This is a genomic window from Nitrospinota bacterium, from assembly GCA_029881495.1.
Taxonomy (GTDB): Bacteria; Nitrospinota_A; UBA7883; order JACRGQ01; family JACRGQ01; genus JAOUMJ01.
Genome location: JAOUMJ010000032.1, coordinates 1 through 17489, shown reverse-complemented (window position 1 = coordinate 17489; position 17489 = coordinate 1). Strand labels below are relative to the sequence as shown.

Here is a 17489-nt window from a genome sequence, read left to right as displayed (position 1 = left end):
ATCTACCTTGCGAAATTTTCCATCGATACAACGGCTTTTTTGTCGTACATGACTTCCATCTTCACCTGCACAACACCTTCCAGCGGAGTCGGCTCGACAGTCTTCCGGTACCTGAACCGGGGATAGCGTTTATCCGTTTCCCATTCCGAAACTCCGGCGGCAAGCTCGCCTTCGACTTCGGCAACTGTGAGTTTCTCTTCCGCCAGCATCACCCCTCTTGTGAGAATGCTACTGTCGCCTGAGGCCACGATAGTCCTGTTAAGGATCGTAAGGAGCGTGACCAGCGCTATCGAAATGATCGCCACGCTGATGACGATCTCTATGAGGGTAAAACCCTCCTCCTGTTCCAGAAAGTTATCCTTTAATGTTTCAGCGTCGATCATCTTTTGCTCCGTCAAACCGCCACAAGAGGCGCTTCTGAAATATAAACTTTTATAGAGCCGGTGACCGGCAGACTGTTTAGCGCTTCAACTTCCATATACTCAAAAGGAACCTGCCCCTTTTCGATCTTTACCTTTCCGGAAATAGGGTCGACGACAAGCGATATGAGCCTCCCCTTTTTATCGCCGAGAACTATGACCGCCTTCTCGGCAAAACCTTCCGGCATGAAATGAAGGTATCCCGCCTGTCCAGCCGGCTCTCCGTTAAAGAGGGTGGTGAATTTTCTCACGGCGATTCCGCTTGAAAAATTACCCTTTTTGAAAAGCGGGAATTCTACAGGCTCGAACTGACCCTGGAGATTAAGGATGGCTGCTTCGTATTTCCCCTTTTTAAGATCGAAATCGAGGCGCACTGTCTTGCGTGCCGACGCTGCCTTCGTATAGAGATAGGTTATCGTGCGTGAAAGTTTCAGCGCGTTGTTCTTTAAATTGAACTCCCCTATGTTTCCGAGGTTCGGCATCGCGAACGAGGCGAATATGCTGATGATGAGAACCACGACAATTATCTCTATCATCGTAAATCCCCCCTCCGCGGAGAGTGCGGAGGACATCTTTCCACCCTGGGGGTGAAACGGCGCTCCGCTTTTTCTGAAATTGATCACTCCAGCTCCCAGTTGTTTATGTCGGCGTTCTTCCCTTCGCCACCCTCTTCGCCGTCGGGTCCGTATGACATCAGATCAAAATCGCCGTGCGGCCCGGGGGAGAGGTATACATACTCATGGTTCCAGGGATCCATCGGAACCTTCTTAAGGTAGCCGCCATCCTTGTAGTTTGACGGTAGTTCGCCCGACTTCGGCTCTTCCACAAGCGCCTGCAACCCCTGCTCGGTGGAGGGATAGAAACCGTTGTCGATCTTGAACAGATTCAGCGCACCTTCGATGCTCTTTATCTGAACCCCCGCCTTGGCGCGGCGCGCCTCTTCCGGCCTGCTCACTATTCTCGGGATAACTATCCCCGCAAGAAGTGAGAGGATGATCACAACAACCATTATTTCAATAAGCGTAAAACCCTTCTCGTTTCCCGCATCTCTCCTGATGCTTTTGGCCCACGCGCCGAGCCTTTCTCCAATACATGATAAAATTTTCATAACGCCTCCTATCCTATGAGTTGACTGATTTCAAATATCGGTAGCAGTATTGCCATTACAATAAACCCAACCGCAAGCCCAAGCACGGAAATTAATATCGGCTGTACAAGCGACATCAGGATCGCTATGCGGTTTTCAAGCTCCTCACCCTGATCCCTGGCCACCTGCTCAAGAAGTGTGGCCGACTGTCCGCTCTTTTCACCAGCCGCTATCATCTGCAGAGCGACCGGGGGGAAGAGCTTCGACCTTTCGAGCGACGGAGCTATAGCCCCCCCCTCCCTGATTATGTCCGAAGCCTTTTCAAGCGCTTCGGCGTATATTGTGTTATCCGTAACCTCCTTGGAAAGCATGAGCGTTTGGAGGAGCGGCACGCCGGAAGTGAGAAGCACGGAAGTGGTATGGCTCCACCTGGCTAGGATGGAAGCGCGCACAACCGGTCCCAGTATCCACGCGTTTATGAGAAATTTGTCCAATACCCTTTTACCTTCCTTCGTCTTCACGTATCGCGCAACCCCCAGCAGGGCGACGCATAGGAAGATCATCAGGCCGTAGCCGTAATTGAGCACGATGTTCGTTATCACCATCAATATTTGAGTAGAGAGCGGAAGAGCCGCCTCCATGTCCTCGAAGATGACGGAAATTTTCGGGACGATGTATGCGACAAGAAAGATGATAACTCCCGATCCTATTACCGCCATCGTGACCGGGTAGACCGTGGCGCTTTTAAGGGAGTTCTCGCGTCTCAGATTTGTCTCCTTGTAATCGGCTATCTTCGTGAGGACGTGTGCGAGATTTCCTCCCGCTTCACCCGCGCGAACTGTCGCAACGGTGAGCTTATCGAAGATAGTGGAATGTTTTTCCATCGACGAAGCGAGCGGTGCGCCCTGGCGCACGCCATCCTTCAGTTCGTTGATCACCTTTTTTAAAAATTCAGAGCCGGACTGTTTCTGTGTCGCGTCGAGCGTCTCCATCAGCGGTATCCCGGCGGAGAGAAGCGACGCGAGCTGGCGGAGAAACGAAGCCATCTCCTTTGGCGGAACGCTCTTTTGAAAGAGTGGAAAATCCCCTTCGCCCCTGCCGGAAGCGACCCTCTCTTCCTTTATCGACGTTACGTATATACCTTCGGCTCTCAGGCGGACGCGGGCCTCCTTCGCTCCCGAAGCATCTACGCTCCCCTTCTTCTCCTTCCCCTTGCTGTCGACGCCGTGGTATTTGAAAAGCACTAGATCAGCTCCTCAGTGGAGGTCTCATCCGTTACCCTCAGCACTTCATCAAGCGACGTTATGCCGGCCTGCATCTTTTCCAGACCGTCCCCCCGCAATGTTTTCATTCCGTCCGTGATTGCCTTTGCCATTATCTGGTTTGAATCGGCACCCTTTATGATGAGAGGTCGCAGGGAATCGGTTATCTCCAGGAATTCGTATATCCCGGTTCTCCCTTTGTATCCAGAATTCATGCAGTGCGGGCACCCGGTGGGTTTGTACACCTTTACACCCACATACCTGCTCGTAGGGGGGAGGCCGAGGGATCTTACCTCTTCTTTTGTTAGCGTGGTAGCTGTCTTGCACTCCGGGCAGAGTACACGCACAAGGCGCTGAGCCATGACCGCCTCCAGCGATGATGAGATGAGGAAAGGCTCTATTCCTATATCGATAAGCCTCGTGATAGCGCTACCTGAATCGTTTGTGTGAAGCGTGGAGAATACGAGGTGTCCGGTGAGCGACGATTGCACGGCGATGGATGCGGTCTCATGGTCGCGTATCTCTCCGACCATTATTACATCCGGATCCTGCCTCAGTATCGCCCGTAATCCGTCCGCAAACGTCAGTCCAATGTTCGAGTTCACCTGCATCTGCCCGATACCCCTTATCTGATATTCAACGGGGTCCTCGACCGTGATCACGTTCTTATGCTCCGTATCTATCTCCGCCAGCACGCTGTAAAGGGTCGTAGTCTTTCCGCTTCCGGTAGGGCCTGTAATTAGCACGATGCCGTTTGAAAGATTTTTCACCTTCGCCATCTGCGCCTGCTGGGTTTCATTCATCCCTATCTGGCCGAGCTTCAGAAGGTTCCTGCTTTTATCGAGAAGACGCATGACCACCCTTTCGCCGAAAGTAGTCGGTATGGTGGAAACGCGGACGTCGATCTCGCGGCCGGCGGCCTTGAGCGATATACGCCCGTCCTGCGGAAGCCTCTTTTCGGCGATATCAAGACCCGCCATGATCTTCACGCGGGACGCTATCTGCAGGGCGAGCCTCTTCGGCGGCTTTAAAACCGTGTAGAGTATTCCGTCCATTCTCATCCTTACTACGAGCTGATCCGAATAGCTTTCAATGTGGACGTCGCTCGCCTTCTCCTTGATGGCCTGCTGGAGAAGGGAGTTGAGGAGTTTTACTATCGGCGCCTCGTCGTCGGTATCGAGCAGGTCTATGGAGGTTTCAAGCTCCTGCGCGATCGATTCAAGGGTCGGCTCCTCTACCTCGTCCAGCAGGGCGCTGGAATCTCCAGAGGATATTTCGTAGGCGCGGTTGATGAATTCTGTAACAAGTATCGGGGATGCTACCCGCAGGGAGACCGGCATTTTAAATATGCGGCGGAGGTCGCTTACGGCATGGTGGTCGAGCGGATTCGACGTGATGACAACAAGCCTATCCCCTTCGATTTTCACCGGAGCCATCTGGCTCTGGCGCGCAAATCCTATCGGGAGATTCTTTACCAGGTCGCCAGCCTCATCCGGGCTTGGAAGAGAATCAAGGTACACGAGGCTTAACTGCTCGCTTAACTGTTTTAAATCGGTCATGCTTATCACAAACCCCTGCTTAAGGTTTTGTTTCTCCTTCAGGATTTTTAATATCCATCTCATCCGGGTTTGCCGGTTCGGAGAATTTTGTAATCCCCGATCCATCCTCCGGGAGAGGCTTGCTTTCAGGATTTTCCATCGCGTGCTTTTTGGCGTTTCTCTCAGCCTCTTTTCTCGCCCTCTCTTCAGCTTCGGCCTGCTCCTTTGCCTTTTGCTCGGCCTCTTTTTTAGACTCCTTGTCCTCTTTCGCCTTCTCTTTGGCCCTCTTCTTCGCTTTTTTTCCAGTCGGGTCGTCGAGCTTCTGCATCAGGTTATTTTTCTCATTTGTTATCACTTCCAGATCCTCGTTGGAATTGATTATGTGCGGAGTGATAAAGATGAGGAGGTTTGTTTCGATCTTCTGAACGGACTTGCTTTTAAAAAGCCAGCCGAGCAGCGGAATGGCCCCGAGGTACGGCACGGCGTTTGATGTTTCGGTCATATCGTTCCTTATAAGGCCTCCGATAACTATGTTCTGCCCATCCTTTACTGTTACGGTGGTCTGGGCGTTTCGCTTGAAGGTTATGATATCCTCCGCTTTCTCAAGCTGGACCGGGGAGATACTTGAAATTTCCTGAACAATATCAAGCTTCACGTAATCCGCTTCGTTTATCTGCGGCTTGATCTTCAGGAGTATTCCTACGTCCTTCCTTTCAACCGTGACGGTCGGCAGTCCGGCGGTGGTCTGCGCGGACGATTTTTTGAAAGGCACATTCTCCCCAACAAATATCTCGGCCTCAACGTTGTCCGTGGTGAGGAGATTCGGCGTGGAGAGGATATTCACTCCGCTTTCCGATTTCAACGCCTGTATCAATCCACCGATATTTGTAAATGTTTGCGTTCCGGCAGGGGTGTTGAACGTCATTGTGCCGTCGACCACGCCTAGTACAAGTCCCGCGCCAGCCGCGAGAGGATTCGCCGCAATGTCGTTAATGCCCCCAGGCGGGAAGTTCGTACCGCCTATCCCCGTTACCTGTCCTTCGGCGATCTTGCTGGTACTTCTCCATTCGACGCCGAATTTGTTCGTATCGTCCGAGCGAATTTCGAATATCAATGCCTCGACGAATACCTGCCTTCTGCGGATGTCGAGTTTCTCTATCACATTTTTGAAAACGTCGAACTCTTCCGGAGAAGCGGTAATGACAAGGGAGTTTGTGGCGGGATCTGCGGTGATGTTTACAGGGACATCGGAAGTAGCCGGGGCCCCTTTTTTCTTTTTTGTTGCCTCATCCGCTTTCGCGATATGGGTCAATACCTTTGCCAGATCCTCAGCATGGGCGTTTTTCAGGTAAGCAACGTTTATCTCCTGCCTCCCTATCGGCGCGGGGACATCGAGATGTTTAATGATGTTGTTCACCTGACTGTGGAATATCTCGTTCCCAATTACAATCAAAGCGTTCAGCCTGTCATCGGAAATGACATCGAGCTGTACTTCCGTAGTCTTGTTTTTCGACTTATCAGCAAGAAGGATCTTGTTTATCTTCGCGTCGAGGTCCTTTGCCGAGGCGTACCTGAGCTTATGAACAACTATAGAGCTTTCAAACCCTTCAACATCCAGCTGTTCAACTATCTTTATGAGCCTTTCACGGCTGGACGCGGTATCGACAAGTATCAGGGTATTAGTAGGGGTGTAGGCTGAAATGTAACTGGAAGGGGAAACCAGCGGTCGGATAACCGATAGAAGTTTTTCAGCCGAAACATAGTTGAGCGGAATAAGCTGGGTAACAAGATGATCCCTGAAATCGTCGGTCGATTTGGATCCAATCGTAACTTCCGTAACCGATGTTCTCCCTTCCATGATCGGAATTATCTTGGTCACGCTGCCGACTTCAATTGCCAGAAAGCCGTAAACTTCGAGGATCGATTCAAACACCCTGTAGGCTTCCTTTTTCGTAACCATCTTCGGGGAAATAATGGTCACCTTCCCGCTTACCTTCTCGTCAATGATAAAATTCCTTCCAGTCAGTTCGGAAATATATTTGACGACAACGGCGATATCGACGTTCACAAAATCCATCGAAACCTTGTCTTCCGTAGCGGCACGCGATTCCCCGGAGAACATCACCACAAAAACCAAAACTGATAATAATCTTTTCATTACTCTCCCCTACTGGACGTCTATCGTCATAGATTTGATACTGTTGTTTCTTTCAATGTCGAGCTTGAAACTTGTTTCGCTTTTCAAGGCGTTGAAAAGTTCGAGCCCCTTTTCGGGCGAATCAAGCACCTGTCCGTTGATACGCTTGAGAACATCCTGATTTTGAAGCCCTATCTTTTCGTAAAGACTCCCTTTCTGGATCTGGAATAGTTTGAAACCGTCTATCTTGCCGTCACTGGTCATATTCGGAACGGCTCTTACCTGGGTCATGAGGGCGCTCATATTGTTAAGCTGGTCCTTGAGGAATTCCCTCCCCATAACCCATTGATTCGCGCCGACACCCTTAAGGCCGTCCACTCCTGATGGGCGACCTGAGCCGTTATCAGCGGCCGCTTTCCTCTGGGTTGGGAAACCTTCCTTCATGTTAAGAGTCAGCGCTTCAACCCTACCCCCTTTTTCGATATAGACGGCAAAACGGTCGATACGGATTATCTTCGCGTCTGGCGCGACTATATCGGCAATTTTATAGAGTTTCTGTTCCTTTCCGGCCGCTGCGGCGATAACCGCCATATTATCCTGCGGGATACTTGTGATTATCGTTCCGAGAAGTTCCAGATTCAGGGTAGATGGGACCGCGCCGCTTAAATCTTCCTCTGTCGCTTTTAGTGCAGTACCTCTAGGTGGCGGTTCGCTTCCAGGATTGAAAATATTTTTTTTCGCAATGACCGAATAATCGAGCATCGCCGAACCGCCGGAACTTACTGGCTTCACGCTCTTTGGATCGTATTGTGGAAGATGGAAAAACATACCTGAAATAAACGAATTTATCCAGAGTGACGTCGCCCACGAAAGGAGGAGGACTATACATACATTTATCAATAATATGGCCTTGCCATCGGCCAGATATTTCTCGATAACCTTATCAAATGCGTAACTCATCACTAAATATTAGACGGACAGCTTCCCCGGAATTGGCAGGTAATCATGTGATTTAACAAAATAAATTAAAAACCGGATAAAGTTAAGGTGAGATGAGGCTATTTTGCGTTCTAAATCGGCTGATCGGCTAGAAATCGAGGCCGAATCCGAGGGTGGTGAGGTATGCGTCCCCCGCCATACCGAACTCCCCAAAAGCGCAAAACGACCTTCGAATGGCTATTTTGGTCCCCACCGCGCCGACAACCATCGCGTAGTTCTCCCTTTTTACGACGTCTGGATTTATGTCACGAATCGACTTGGCGGGTGAACCCATTATGAAGAGTCCGCCGATATTTACATATGGTTTCAGGAACCTTGTATCCAACCCCGCCGAAACATCTATTCCGGACGAGTATATATTCAACTCGCTAGTGACTGTCCCTATCGAATAGTGTGCCCTTACAGTAAGGTCGAGCCATTTGGGATATAGGAACTGGTCGATGTTGTACCTGGCTTCCACGCCGGAGCTGCTGATGAAGTCGCTTACTGTAACGTAATTCACGCCAAAATCGACCCCACCTGGAAGCCCAACCTGGAGCTTGATCTTAGGATATAACGTTGAAGAGAGGTTCCCCCCTCCCGCCCTGTTCAGCAGGTCGTCCCCTTTGGAAGAGGGGGACAAAATCCCTAATTCGCCGGTCAGTTTCATTCCAACAGGCAAATGCCTCCCTGCCAACTGGGAACCGGAATTGCCGGGATTGAAATACATTCCAAAGCCGATGTCCTTCACAAACGCGACATAGCCCGCCGCCATGTGGTCGTGTTTCAGGGAGACCAGATCGGTATCTACCAATCCCGCCGATGCGGCTCCCGGATTTAAAACGAGAAGACTAAAGGAGAGAAGTGAAAATACCGTTCTTTTGGCAAAGGCGGAGGAAGATGAAAGAAGTCCCTTGCTTATTTTATTTTTTAAAATCAACAAGGGACTTCTTCGAATTGACAACAATTAGAAATCTATACCAAAGCCTACGGAGATCATTGAAGATTCCTCGTAGACCGACTGTTCAGCAAATATGCAGAAGAGGGGAAGCGGCGTAAGTTTCACGCCGATCGTCCTGACTGATCCGCTGAACTCCTTCTCCTTTATAACGTCCGGGAGAAGCGGATACTGGGCGATAAAGGCGGCAGAAGGTGTGCCGGTTATCGTCATGGTGCCGAGATTCAGATATGGTTTGATAATCGGGAGATTCGCGCCCAATGTTACGTCAAAACCTGTACTTTTTACGGTCAGGTCATCCGTAAGGTTTCCGCTGGATGTGTGGTAGCGCGCCGCTATGTCGAGTATCGGAAGCGGAATGAAACTGCTAACATCAAAACGTGCCTCAAAGCCGGTGCTCTTGATCGAATCACCGAGGGAAACCATCTGGTACCCGAGATCTACACCAAAGGGGATACCTACCTGTATCTTCACCTTCGGAAAAGGGACCATGCTCAAGTCGCTTCCGCCAGCCGCCTTGACAACCGACTGGGCGTTCGAGCTGAGGCTCTGGAAACCGAGTTCGCCCGTAACCTTGAAACCGATCGGGAGAAGGCCGCCTGCGAGAGGGGCGCCGGAATTGCCCGGGTTGAAATGAAGACCAAACCCCGCATCCTTTACCAAACCGTCATAGCCATCGGTAAGCACGGTCGTATCGATGCTATTGAGAAGATTGGTATCGGTTATTGCCGCGTGGGAATTGGTAGTTGAGAGACCAAGAGAAAGAATCGTTGAGAGAACAGCTGATTTAAAAAATTTTATATTCATAGCTTTTATTTTTACCATTTTTCAACGTGAAAACAAAATCAAAAATATTTGAGCGCGGAGGAGCGCCTATACATTCATTTATTAATATCGTTTATGAAATATGTCTGGAATCCTGTTTTTGGCGGGGATTTCGTAAAATTTTCAAATATTCAGCTTTTTGCCCTCATGTCCACAAGGTTCCGTTCGATAAGACATATACGGGTAAAAGGAAGGATTTTTGAATAGATAAAATAAAATCTACGAGAAGGTAAAGTCCCGAAAGGACGGCACAGACTCAAAAATCCAGAGAACGCGAAACCCCTTATGGGCACACCACAGGATAGGTGCGTCCAGAGAGAGTTGACGCAAACTTTGGCGAGTATCTGTAACCGGCTGGGCGGGAGAGCAGATCTTCTGAAAACGGAAAGGAGTGAAGGACGGATTAGGAAGAATTGACAGTTATTTAAGACGCCATTGAACCGAAACGCCATTACCGGTTCAGCCTCTTCAAGGGGGTGGTGCGCCCAAATGGGATTTGATGGCAATGCATGGACGCTATTTATTCAAGGAGGAATAAAATGGCTTTAAGAATTTATAACAACCTCTTTTCATCGAGCGCGCAGAGGCACTTGGGGAACAACCACCAGGGCCTTTCAACCTCTCTGGAAAGACTTTCGTCAGGTTTAAGAATAAACCGCTCAGCAGACGATGCCGCCGGTCTTGCAATTTCCGAAGGTTTAAGAGGCGATATACGTTCGCTTGGACAGGCCGTAAGGAACGGCAATGACGGTATCGGAATGATCAACACTGCAGAAGGCGCGATGTCCGAGCAGGGCGCAATCCTTATAAGGATGCGTGAGCTTGCGTCTCAGTCAGCCACAGGAACAGTTGGTTCTGCGGCAAGGGTTTCAATTGAGCGAGAATTTACATCGCTCCGCCGGGAGATTGACCGTATATCAGCGGTTACAGAATTCAACGGCACGAAACTTTTGGATGGTACGCTTAGCAGTGCGCCAGGCAACTCGATTGTTATCCAGATTGGTATCACCTCGGATATTAACAACAGGTTCAATCTGAATAATGAGATCGATCTGACAGCGATGACCTCCACAGCTCTTGGTATAGATACATTGACTGCATCAACAGTTTCCGGTGCGCTTTCTGCTCTGGATAACATAAGCAGTGCGTTGCAGACACTGAACGACGGTCGAGGCCGACTCGGTGCCGTTCAGAACAGGCTTGTTCATACGCTTTCAAGCCTTGCAATCACAAGGGAAAATCTGAGCGCAGCCGAATCCCAGATAAGGGATGCGGACTACGCCGCAGAAATTTCCGAGTTCACGAGGAACCAGATACTTGTGCAAGCCTCTACCGCGATTCTTGCCCAGGCAAACCTGGTACCCCAAACGGTCCTTCAACTGTTAGGTTAACAGTTACTCGTAGTGCTAGAAGGGGCCCCTGTGACCGGGGGCTCCTTCGAATTTCCGGAACGCCAATTACCGGAATAAAGATCAGCCTCTGATATCTCTTATCGAAATTTCCCGATTTTTTCAAAACCCCTTTTTTCACTTTTTTCAAATCTCTCTCCAGCTGTGTGACGGAGCGCTAATTTCATATTCAGCCGCAACAGTGCCGCGCCGATAGGAATAAAACAAGACACTTTAAAACTGTTGGAGGCTATTAAAAGTGAATACGAAAAAACCTGGCTATATGATTTTCAACGAATTGGGGCACTACTACGGCTCGGACAAGGTAATTGGCGAAGTTCTCGCGCTTCAGTACCGATTGTGGGCAAATGGCGAAGGCACTCTCCTTTCGACCGCGCGTTACCTGCACCGCTACCTTGAAAAAAAGGGGGTACTATAAAATATTCGGAATTCAGACAGATCCGAGCAGTTTCACCGCCATCTCAAGATCCTCTTCCGTGGTGACCTTTACATTGAACCTGCTCCCCATTACCCACGCGACCGGCTTGCCGAGTTCCGCCACGAGCGATGTCTCGTCGGTCCAGGAATTGCCTTTTATATCCAGCGTCTCATAGGCTTCAATGAGAATTTCACGTTTGAATACCTGGGGTGTCTGTATCGCTAGAGTACTCTCCCTGTCAATCGGCCGCCCGATAAATTCCCCATCCTTGCCTTTCAGCGTATCGGAAACTGGCAGTGCGGCCGTGGACGCTCCATGAATGAAAGCGGAATTAACGGTATTGGAAATAATATCTGGGGTCACAAACGGTCTGGCGGCGTCATGAATGAGAACGAATTCGCACTTTGCCGCCGATACGCCGAGTGAGACCGATTCAGCCCTCGTCTCGCCCCCTGCAACTACACCGCAAATTTTTCGGAACATCGTTTTTGAATATCGGGCACTAACCGTTTCGATGTCGTTCGGTGAAACTACAAGATAGATCCCTTCAATGATATCTGAAGCCGAGACCGCCTCAAGCGTCCAATCAAGGAGCGGCTTGCCATTTATCTCGAAAAACTGTTTGGGAACTCCGGTACTTTTTATCCGGCTCCCTGTACCGGCGGCCGGTATTATCGCTACGACCTTCATCGCAAACAGCTTAGAGTAAAGAGGATGAAATAGGAACCGTTTTCACATCACAATAAAAACGGAGCAGATAGCACCTGGACCGGAAATCAGGAGACGAAAGCCTTATCAAGCAGAACACTTGCCTTCTGCTTTACGATCCCTTTTGCCTCAGCAATCTCCATTATCAGAAGGAGGCGAACGTTGTCATACAGCCTCTGCTCGCCGAAAGAGAGTTCCTTCCTACCCATTATCTGGGTAAGCTCCCGTAGAATTTCCGCCAAATCGTAGATAGAACCCGATTTTATCCTGTCGAGATAGCTTTTCTGCCTCTTGTGCCAGTTCTGACTGCTCCCAGGCTTGCTCTTTACCTTTAATACCTTGAGGATCTTTGGAACTTCCTTGTCGGTAATTACCGAACGAATCCCTATTTTAGCGGCTGATTTGGCCGGGACACGGATAGTCATGTCCGATTCGTCAATCCTGATGCTGTAAAAATGCGTAGTGCGGTTATTTTCTTTAAGTTTTTCAACCTTTTCAACGACGCCAATTCCATGAGCCGGATAAACAACCTTGGAACCTTTTTTCAATACAACTTGATCCAGCAAAATAATTCTCCTACTTGTGAAATGAAAGTTATAAGAACATGTGTAATATAGCAAAAACCCTGGAGAATGTATATATAATAGAATAGAAAACTTGGTTATTCTGCCGTATAGCTATATATATCAATTGAATAGAATTTACTACAAGGATTACTGTATGTCATACATCGTTACTATTATTCCCCGTTTGACATAATTTTGGGAGTAATTAGCTTTTTGAAAATTAAGAATCGTGCCAAAAGCGCAACTGCCAAAATTACTATTTAGGTGAGGGAGGGGAATGTCTTGATGATCTCTTTATAACTTTTTCAAATAATAGCTGATAGTTCCCCCTTCAACTGTCTCGCCAACAAGCTCTACGTTCTTGTTGTTGCGAACGAACGCATGAATATCTGGATAGGAGCACAAGTGACTTGAATCCATTTTCAAAATCTCCCCCGATTTCATCTCATCGAGGGCCCAAAAACTTCTTATTACCGGCATCCCAAAACCGCATCCTCCGAGTTCGATAGCCTTGTGAGGCACAACATCGGGTTTCGCTGTTGATTCTATTAACCTTTTGATATCGTCAAAACTTTTTACCCTGATGGTGCGATCCTTGGCGATTGACGAAGCTGATACGCTAGAATCTCCATTCCTTTCTTTCATGGAATCATTATAAACCGGTTTTTCCGTCATCTGAAATTGCACCCGGTTCAAATTGATACATTTTTATTTCTTTCAGTACGTTTTTTTATTTTGAATCATGGGTTTCGTTTCAACATCCAAACTGAAAATATATTTAAAATACATGTTCACATGCTCCCTTTTTTTTCCTAGAATTGAACGTAGAGGTGCATTTCACTTGTTAAAGCTGTCTGAAGAAATTTTTGTTTTATTTTTTTTTATTTGAAATGAAATAATAGATTGAATTCCTCAATATGGTTGTTAAAATCAGCGGATGAAAATATCAACTAAGGGACATTATGCGGTTCAGGCTATGGTTGATCTTTCAACACAACCTAGCAACTTTCCTGTACCGCTTTCAAACATCTCGCTTCGGCAGGATATCTCGCTCAATTACCTGGAACAGCTGTTCCTGAAATTGAGGAAAGCCAAGCTGGTTAAATCTGTTAGAGGGCCAGGCGGCGGATACCTTCTCGCAAAAAGTCCTTCAGAAATAAGTATTGGGGAAATATTCGAGGCAGTTGACGAGAACACAATATTGTCGGACTGCGTAGACACGAATGCATCATGCTCCAAAACCCATAACTGCCTCACTCAGGTTCTTTGGTACAAGATCACCGATTCTCTTAAAAAAACGCTTTATTCCATCAAACTAAGTGAGGTATGTAACGAGGCCGATAAGATCGGCGATTTAAAATCGGGGGCAGAGCATGGGTTTATCTATAACATCTGACTCCGATTTCGGTTCCATCTGGGAACAGTGCAAGAAAGAGCTTAAAGAAAAAATAAGCCCGGCTAATTACCTTTCCTACATTGAACCAGTAAAGATAATCGACTACAAGGATGAAGAGTTTTCAATGCTCGTCCCATCCAGCTTTGTAGCGAGTTGGCTTGAAAAAAATTATCTGAATTCCATTACATGGTTTTTAGACGCCAAGACTTCCAGAAAAAACAGGGTCAAAATAATTGTTGAGAACATGAAACCGAAACGCATCACCGCGCCTCAGCCGGTATTGACGAAAAAGGTTTCAAAGTCGCCTGTTGTTCCCCAACAGTTCAAATCGCAATATACTTTTGAAACCTTTGTCGTTGGTAAATGCAACGAATTCGCCCACGCTTCCTCATTGCAGTGCGCAAACAAGCCGGGGAACCAATACAATCCGCTTTTCATTTACGGTGGCGTCGGTCTTGGGAAAACTCACCTTATGCATGCGATAGGACAGCATATTCAGAAGATTAGACCGGACAACAATGTACTTTATCTCTCCTCCGAACAGTTCGTTAACAGGATGATCTCCTCCCTTCAAAAAGGGCAAATGGAAGACTTCAGGAGGAAGTTTCGCAACGTAGATGTTCTTCTGGTAGATGATATTCAGTTCATCGCCGGCAAGGACAGAACACAGGAAGAGTTTTTCCATACCTTTAATACACTTTTTGAAGAAGGGAAACAGATAGTCGTTTCCTCCGACCAGTTTCCAAAAGATATCAAAAAACTTGAAGAACGGCTTAAATCCCGGTTCGAATGGGGATTGATATCCGATATTCAGGCGCCCGATCTTGAAACAAAGATAGCCATCCTTCAGAAAAAAGCTGAAATTAACGGCTACAATATACCCTTAGACGTGACCAGTTACCTCGCTGAAACGATAAAATCGAACATAAGGGAGCTGGAAGGGTGCCTTGCACGTATTGTCGCCTACTCATCCCTCTCGGGGAGGCCGGTAAATCTGGACCTCGCCAAAGAAACCATGGATGGTGTTTACAGCGAAGCCAAAAAACATGTCGATTCGGTTCAAATCCAAAATGCCGTCTGCGGCTATTTCTCGATTAGAATATCCGAATTGAAATCAAAGAGCCGCACCAAAAAACTTGTTGTTCCAAGACAGATCGCTATGTACCTTTGCAGGGAATTTACAGATGAATCACTGCCGGAAATTGGGAAGAAATTCGGTGGAAGAGATCACTCCACCGTTATTCACGCCTGCAACAAAATCAAGAGTGATATTGAGGTTAATACCCGTATTTACAATGATATATCCGCAATAAAAAAAATGATGGGGGTGTGAATAACCTCTTTCTCAACTGTTGATAACCCCTTAATATCTCTTTCATCTTTATCCTGTTTTAGTGCATTGTTGGCATGTGGTCATATTCCGCAATTTTGCCAACAATTTGTTTTAAGGTAAACATTTGAAAATATATCTTTTAAAAAGATATCAACAGTATTAACATGTCTTATTACTGCTACTCTTCTATATCTATATAAAGAAAAACAATAAAGAGGAAGAATGGATAAAGTAAACGACAGGTATGATGCCGAACAGATAAAGATACTTGAAGGTCTAGAAGCTGTAAGGAAAAGACCTGCAATGTATATAGGCGACATATCAAACGTCGGTCTGCATCATCTTGTCTACGAAGTAGTCGACAACTCGATAGATGAAGCAATGGCTGGACATTGCCAGAACATCGATATCATCATTCACACGGATGAATCCATATCCATAAGGGATGATGGAAGGGGTATACCGGTAGAAATCCATCCGGAAAGAGGGGTATCCTCTGCGGAGGTTGTATTGACCGTTCTTCATGCCGGTGGAAAATTCGAAGGAGAAGGATACAAGATTTCAGGAGGACTTCACGGGGTCGGCGTTTCGGTGGTAAACGCTCTTTCGGAAAAACTTGAAGTAGAAATCAGAAGAAACGGATTTGTATACACACAGGAATATAAAAAAGGGATACCGCAGGCCCCTTTAAAAAAAATTGGAGAGGCTAAAAGCACAGGTACGCTTGTAAAATTTTTGCCGGATAAATCCATTTTCGAAGAAACTATTTTCAACTTCGATTATCTCTCTCAAAGACTTAGGGAACTGGCATTTCTCAACAGTGGAGTGAGGATAAAAATATCGGACGAAAGAAGTGACAAGCAGCACGATTTCTTCTACGAAGGGGGAATTCAGTCGTTCATAAAATATATAAACAAGAACAAGACCACGCTGTTTGATGAACCTGTCTACCTGAACAAGAAAAAGGATAAAACAACGGTAGAAGTTTCGATCTTATACAACGATGGATACAAGGAGGACATATTCTCCTTTGTAAACAACATAAGAACCCCTGAAGGGGGAACACACCTGGCGGGTTTCAGGTCAGCTCTCACAAGGTCAATAAACCAGTACGCAATTAAAAATAACCTGCTTAAAAAAGACCAGACGATAACAGGAGACGATGTAAGGGAAGGTCTTACGGCGGTTGTAAGTGTAAAGATGGTCGATCCGCAGTTTGAGGGGCAGACAAAATCAAAACTGGGCAATTCAGATATAAAAGGGATAGTGGAAGGGATAACAAAAGAGACGCTAGACAGTTTCCTTGAAGAGCGGCCAGCAATAGCGAAAATGATCATCTACAAGGCGATCATGGCAAGCGACGCTAGAGCCGCCGCGAAAAGAGCGCGTGAACTAACAAGGAGAAAATCTGTTTTGGAATTCTCATCGCTTCCTGGAAAGCTGGCCGATTGCCAGGAGAGAGACCCTGCGAAATGCGAACTCTACATAGTGGAGGGAGATTCAGCGGGCGGTTCCGCCAAGCAGGGGAGGGAGCGTAAATTCCAGGCGATACTCCCTATAAGAGGAAAAATACTGAATGTCGAAAAGGCGAGATTTGACAAGGTTCTTTCATCGAACGAAATAAGAACGCTTATAACAGCCATCGGTGGTGGAATCGGTGCCGATGAACTTGATATTTCAAAAGTCAGGTACCACAAGATAATCCTAATGACAGACGCGGATGTAGACGGTTCGCACATCAGGACACTGCTTCTGACATTCTTCTACCGTCAGATGGAGGAGATCATCAAGCGGGGATATCTCTACATAGCACAACCTCCGCTTTACAAAGTCGCCAAGGGAAAACAGGAAACATACATCAAAGACGATAAGGAGCTAATTCAGCATTTGATAAAGCTCGGCACCACAGGAAAGACTTTGAAAACAGGGATGGGCGATAAGACGCTCGACGACGCGGAGTTCAATGAGTGCGTCTCTATGATGAATGAATATTTCAACACACTCGATATCATGGTGAAAAAAGGTAATCCACAGGAGATACTGAGCGCGCTTATAAAACATGGCGTAAAGGAGAGGGAGTTCTTCACGTCGGAAGAGAAGGTGAAAAAAGTTTTCGATACTCTTAAAAACAGGGACGACAAATCAAAAGTGGTAAAAGACACTGAGCATGGCGGATATGCTATTGAGTGGTTCAACAAGGTTTCCGGCGTGTTCAGCATAGTGAACTGGGATCTTATTACCGCTCCCGAATACTCAAAAGGGATGGAGCTGAAAAAACTTATTTCGAAATGGGACCAGGGTCCCTATACGGTTAAAGGACCAGGCGGCGACGAGAAAATTTTAAAAAGCAAAAGAGAACTTATTGAATATGTCATGAGCTCGGCGAAAGAAGGTTCAAACATGCAGAGGTATAAAGGTCTCGGTGAAATGAACCCCACCCAGCTTTGGGATACGA

The 17489-nt window shown here is 47.3% G+C and carries 17 protein-coding genes; 5 read left to right on the top strand and 12 right to left on the bottom strand.

Annotated features, from left to right (window positions below; all coding sequences use genetic code 11):
* Positions 1–2: 2 nt before the first annotated feature.
* The 9 genes from OEY64_11585 to OEY64_11545 form a co-directional block, all read right to left on the bottom strand.
* The gene (locus OEY64_11585; protein MDH5543593.1) at positions 3–383 is read right to left on the bottom strand and encodes a prepilin-type N-terminal cleavage/methylation domain-containing protein; all 381 of its coding nucleotides are present in this window, start codon (positions 381–383) and stop codon (positions 3–5) included.
* An 11-nt stretch (positions 384–394) separates the two neighbouring features.
* Positions 395–1042 (bottom strand): prepilin-type N-terminal cleavage/methylation domain-containing protein, encoded by a 648-nt coding sequence (locus tag OEY64_11580; GenBank protein MDH5543592.1) that lies wholly within the window; start codon positions 1040–1042, stop codon positions 395–397.
* The gene (gene gspG, locus OEY64_11575) at positions 1039–1527 is read right to left on the bottom strand and encodes a type II secretion system major pseudopilin GspG (GenBank protein ID MDH5543591.1); all 489 of its coding nucleotides are present in this window, start codon (positions 1525–1527) and stop codon (positions 1039–1041) included. The genes OEY64_11580 and gspG overlap by 4 nt, the downstream gene beginning before the upstream one ends.
* A gap of 8 nt (positions 1528–1535) precedes the next feature.
* Positions 1536–2750: a type II secretion system F family protein gene (locus OEY64_11570; protein ID MDH5543590.1), complete on the bottom strand. Its 1215-nt coding sequence runs from the start codon at positions 2748–2750 to the stop codon at positions 1536–1538.
* Entirely contained in the window at positions 2750–4327 is a 1578-nt protein-coding gene (gene gspE / locus OEY64_11565) for a type II secretion system ATPase GspE (GenBank protein MDH5543589.1), read from the bottom strand. Before gspE ends, OEY64_11570 begins: the two co-directional genes overlap by 1 nt.
* 19 nt (positions 4328–4346) lie before the next feature.
* Positions 4347–6464 carry a type II secretion system secretin GspD gene (gene gspD, locus OEY64_11560; protein MDH5543588.1) on the bottom strand — a complete coding sequence of 706 codons (2118 nt, stop codon included), beginning with the start codon at positions 6462–6464 and terminating at the stop codon, positions 4347–4349.
* Positions 6465–6473: 9 nt separating this feature from the next.
* Entirely contained in the window at positions 6474–7403 is a 930-nt protein-coding gene (locus tag OEY64_11555) for a hypothetical protein (protein MDH5543587.1), read from the bottom strand.
* 127 nt (positions 7404–7530) lie between these two features.
* Positions 7531–8361 (bottom strand): hypothetical protein, encoded by an 831-nt coding sequence (locus OEY64_11550; protein MDH5543586.1) that lies wholly within the window; start codon positions 8359–8361, stop codon positions 7531–7533.
* A 27-nt stretch (positions 8362–8388) separates the two neighbouring features.
* Positions 8389–9186, bottom strand: coding sequence for a hypothetical protein (locus tag OEY64_11545; protein ID MDH5543585.1), 798 nt, complete (start codon positions 9184–9186; stop codon positions 8389–8391).
* Between the two features lie 557 nt (positions 9187–9743).
* Here OEY64_11545 and OEY64_11540 point away from each other — a divergent pair.
* Positions 9744–10595, top strand: a complete 852-nt coding sequence (locus tag OEY64_11540; GenBank protein ID MDH5543584.1) for a flagellin — start codon at positions 9744–9746, stop codon at positions 10593–10595.
* Positions 10596–10851: 256 nt separating this feature from the next.
* Positions 10852–11031 (top strand): hypothetical protein, encoded by a 180-nt coding sequence (locus OEY64_11535; GenBank protein MDH5543583.1) that lies wholly within the window; start codon positions 10852–10854, stop codon positions 11029–11031.
* A gap of 12 nt (positions 11032–11043) precedes the next feature.
* On the opposite strand, the gene ispD is transcribed toward OEY64_11535, so the two are convergent.
* The 3 genes from ispD to OEY64_11520 all read right to left on the bottom strand — a co-directional run bounded on the left by ispD (position 11044) and on the right by OEY64_11520 (position 12980).
* Positions 11044–11721: a 2-C-methyl-D-erythritol 4-phosphate cytidylyltransferase gene (gene ispD, locus OEY64_11530; GenBank protein ID MDH5543582.1), complete on the bottom strand. Its 678-nt coding sequence runs from the start codon at positions 11719–11721 to the stop codon at positions 11044–11046.
* Positions 11722–11807: 86 nt separating this feature from the next.
* A complete protein-coding gene (locus OEY64_11525) occupies positions 11808–12305 on the bottom strand; it encodes a CarD family transcriptional regulator (GenBank protein MDH5543581.1) in 498 nt (165 codons plus the stop codon).
* Between the two features lie 294 nt (positions 12306–12599).
* Positions 12600–12980: a hypothetical protein gene (locus OEY64_11520; protein ID MDH5543580.1), complete on the bottom strand. Its 381-nt coding sequence runs from the start codon at positions 12978–12980 to the stop codon at positions 12600–12602.
* A 262-nt stretch (positions 12981–13242) separates the two neighbouring features.
* On the opposite strand from OEY64_11520, the gene OEY64_11515 reads away from it, so the two are divergent.
* From OEY64_11515 to gyrB, 3 genes are all read left to right on the top strand, one after another.
* Complete coding sequence (locus tag OEY64_11515) at positions 13243–13701, top strand: Rrf2 family transcriptional regulator (GenBank protein ID MDH5543579.1); 459 nt, start codon at positions 13243–13245, stop codon at positions 13699–13701.
* Entirely contained in the window at positions 13679–15034 is a 1356-nt protein-coding gene (gene dnaA, locus OEY64_11510) for a chromosomal replication initiator protein DnaA (protein MDH5543578.1), read from the top strand. Before OEY64_11515 ends, dnaA begins: the two co-directional genes overlap by 23 nt.
* Positions 15035–15256: 222 nt before the next feature.
* The coding region (gyrB, locus tag OEY64_11505; GenBank protein ID MDH5543577.1) for a DNA topoisomerase (ATP-hydrolyzing) subunit B at positions 15257–17489 on the top strand (2233 nt) is incomplete at its 3' end.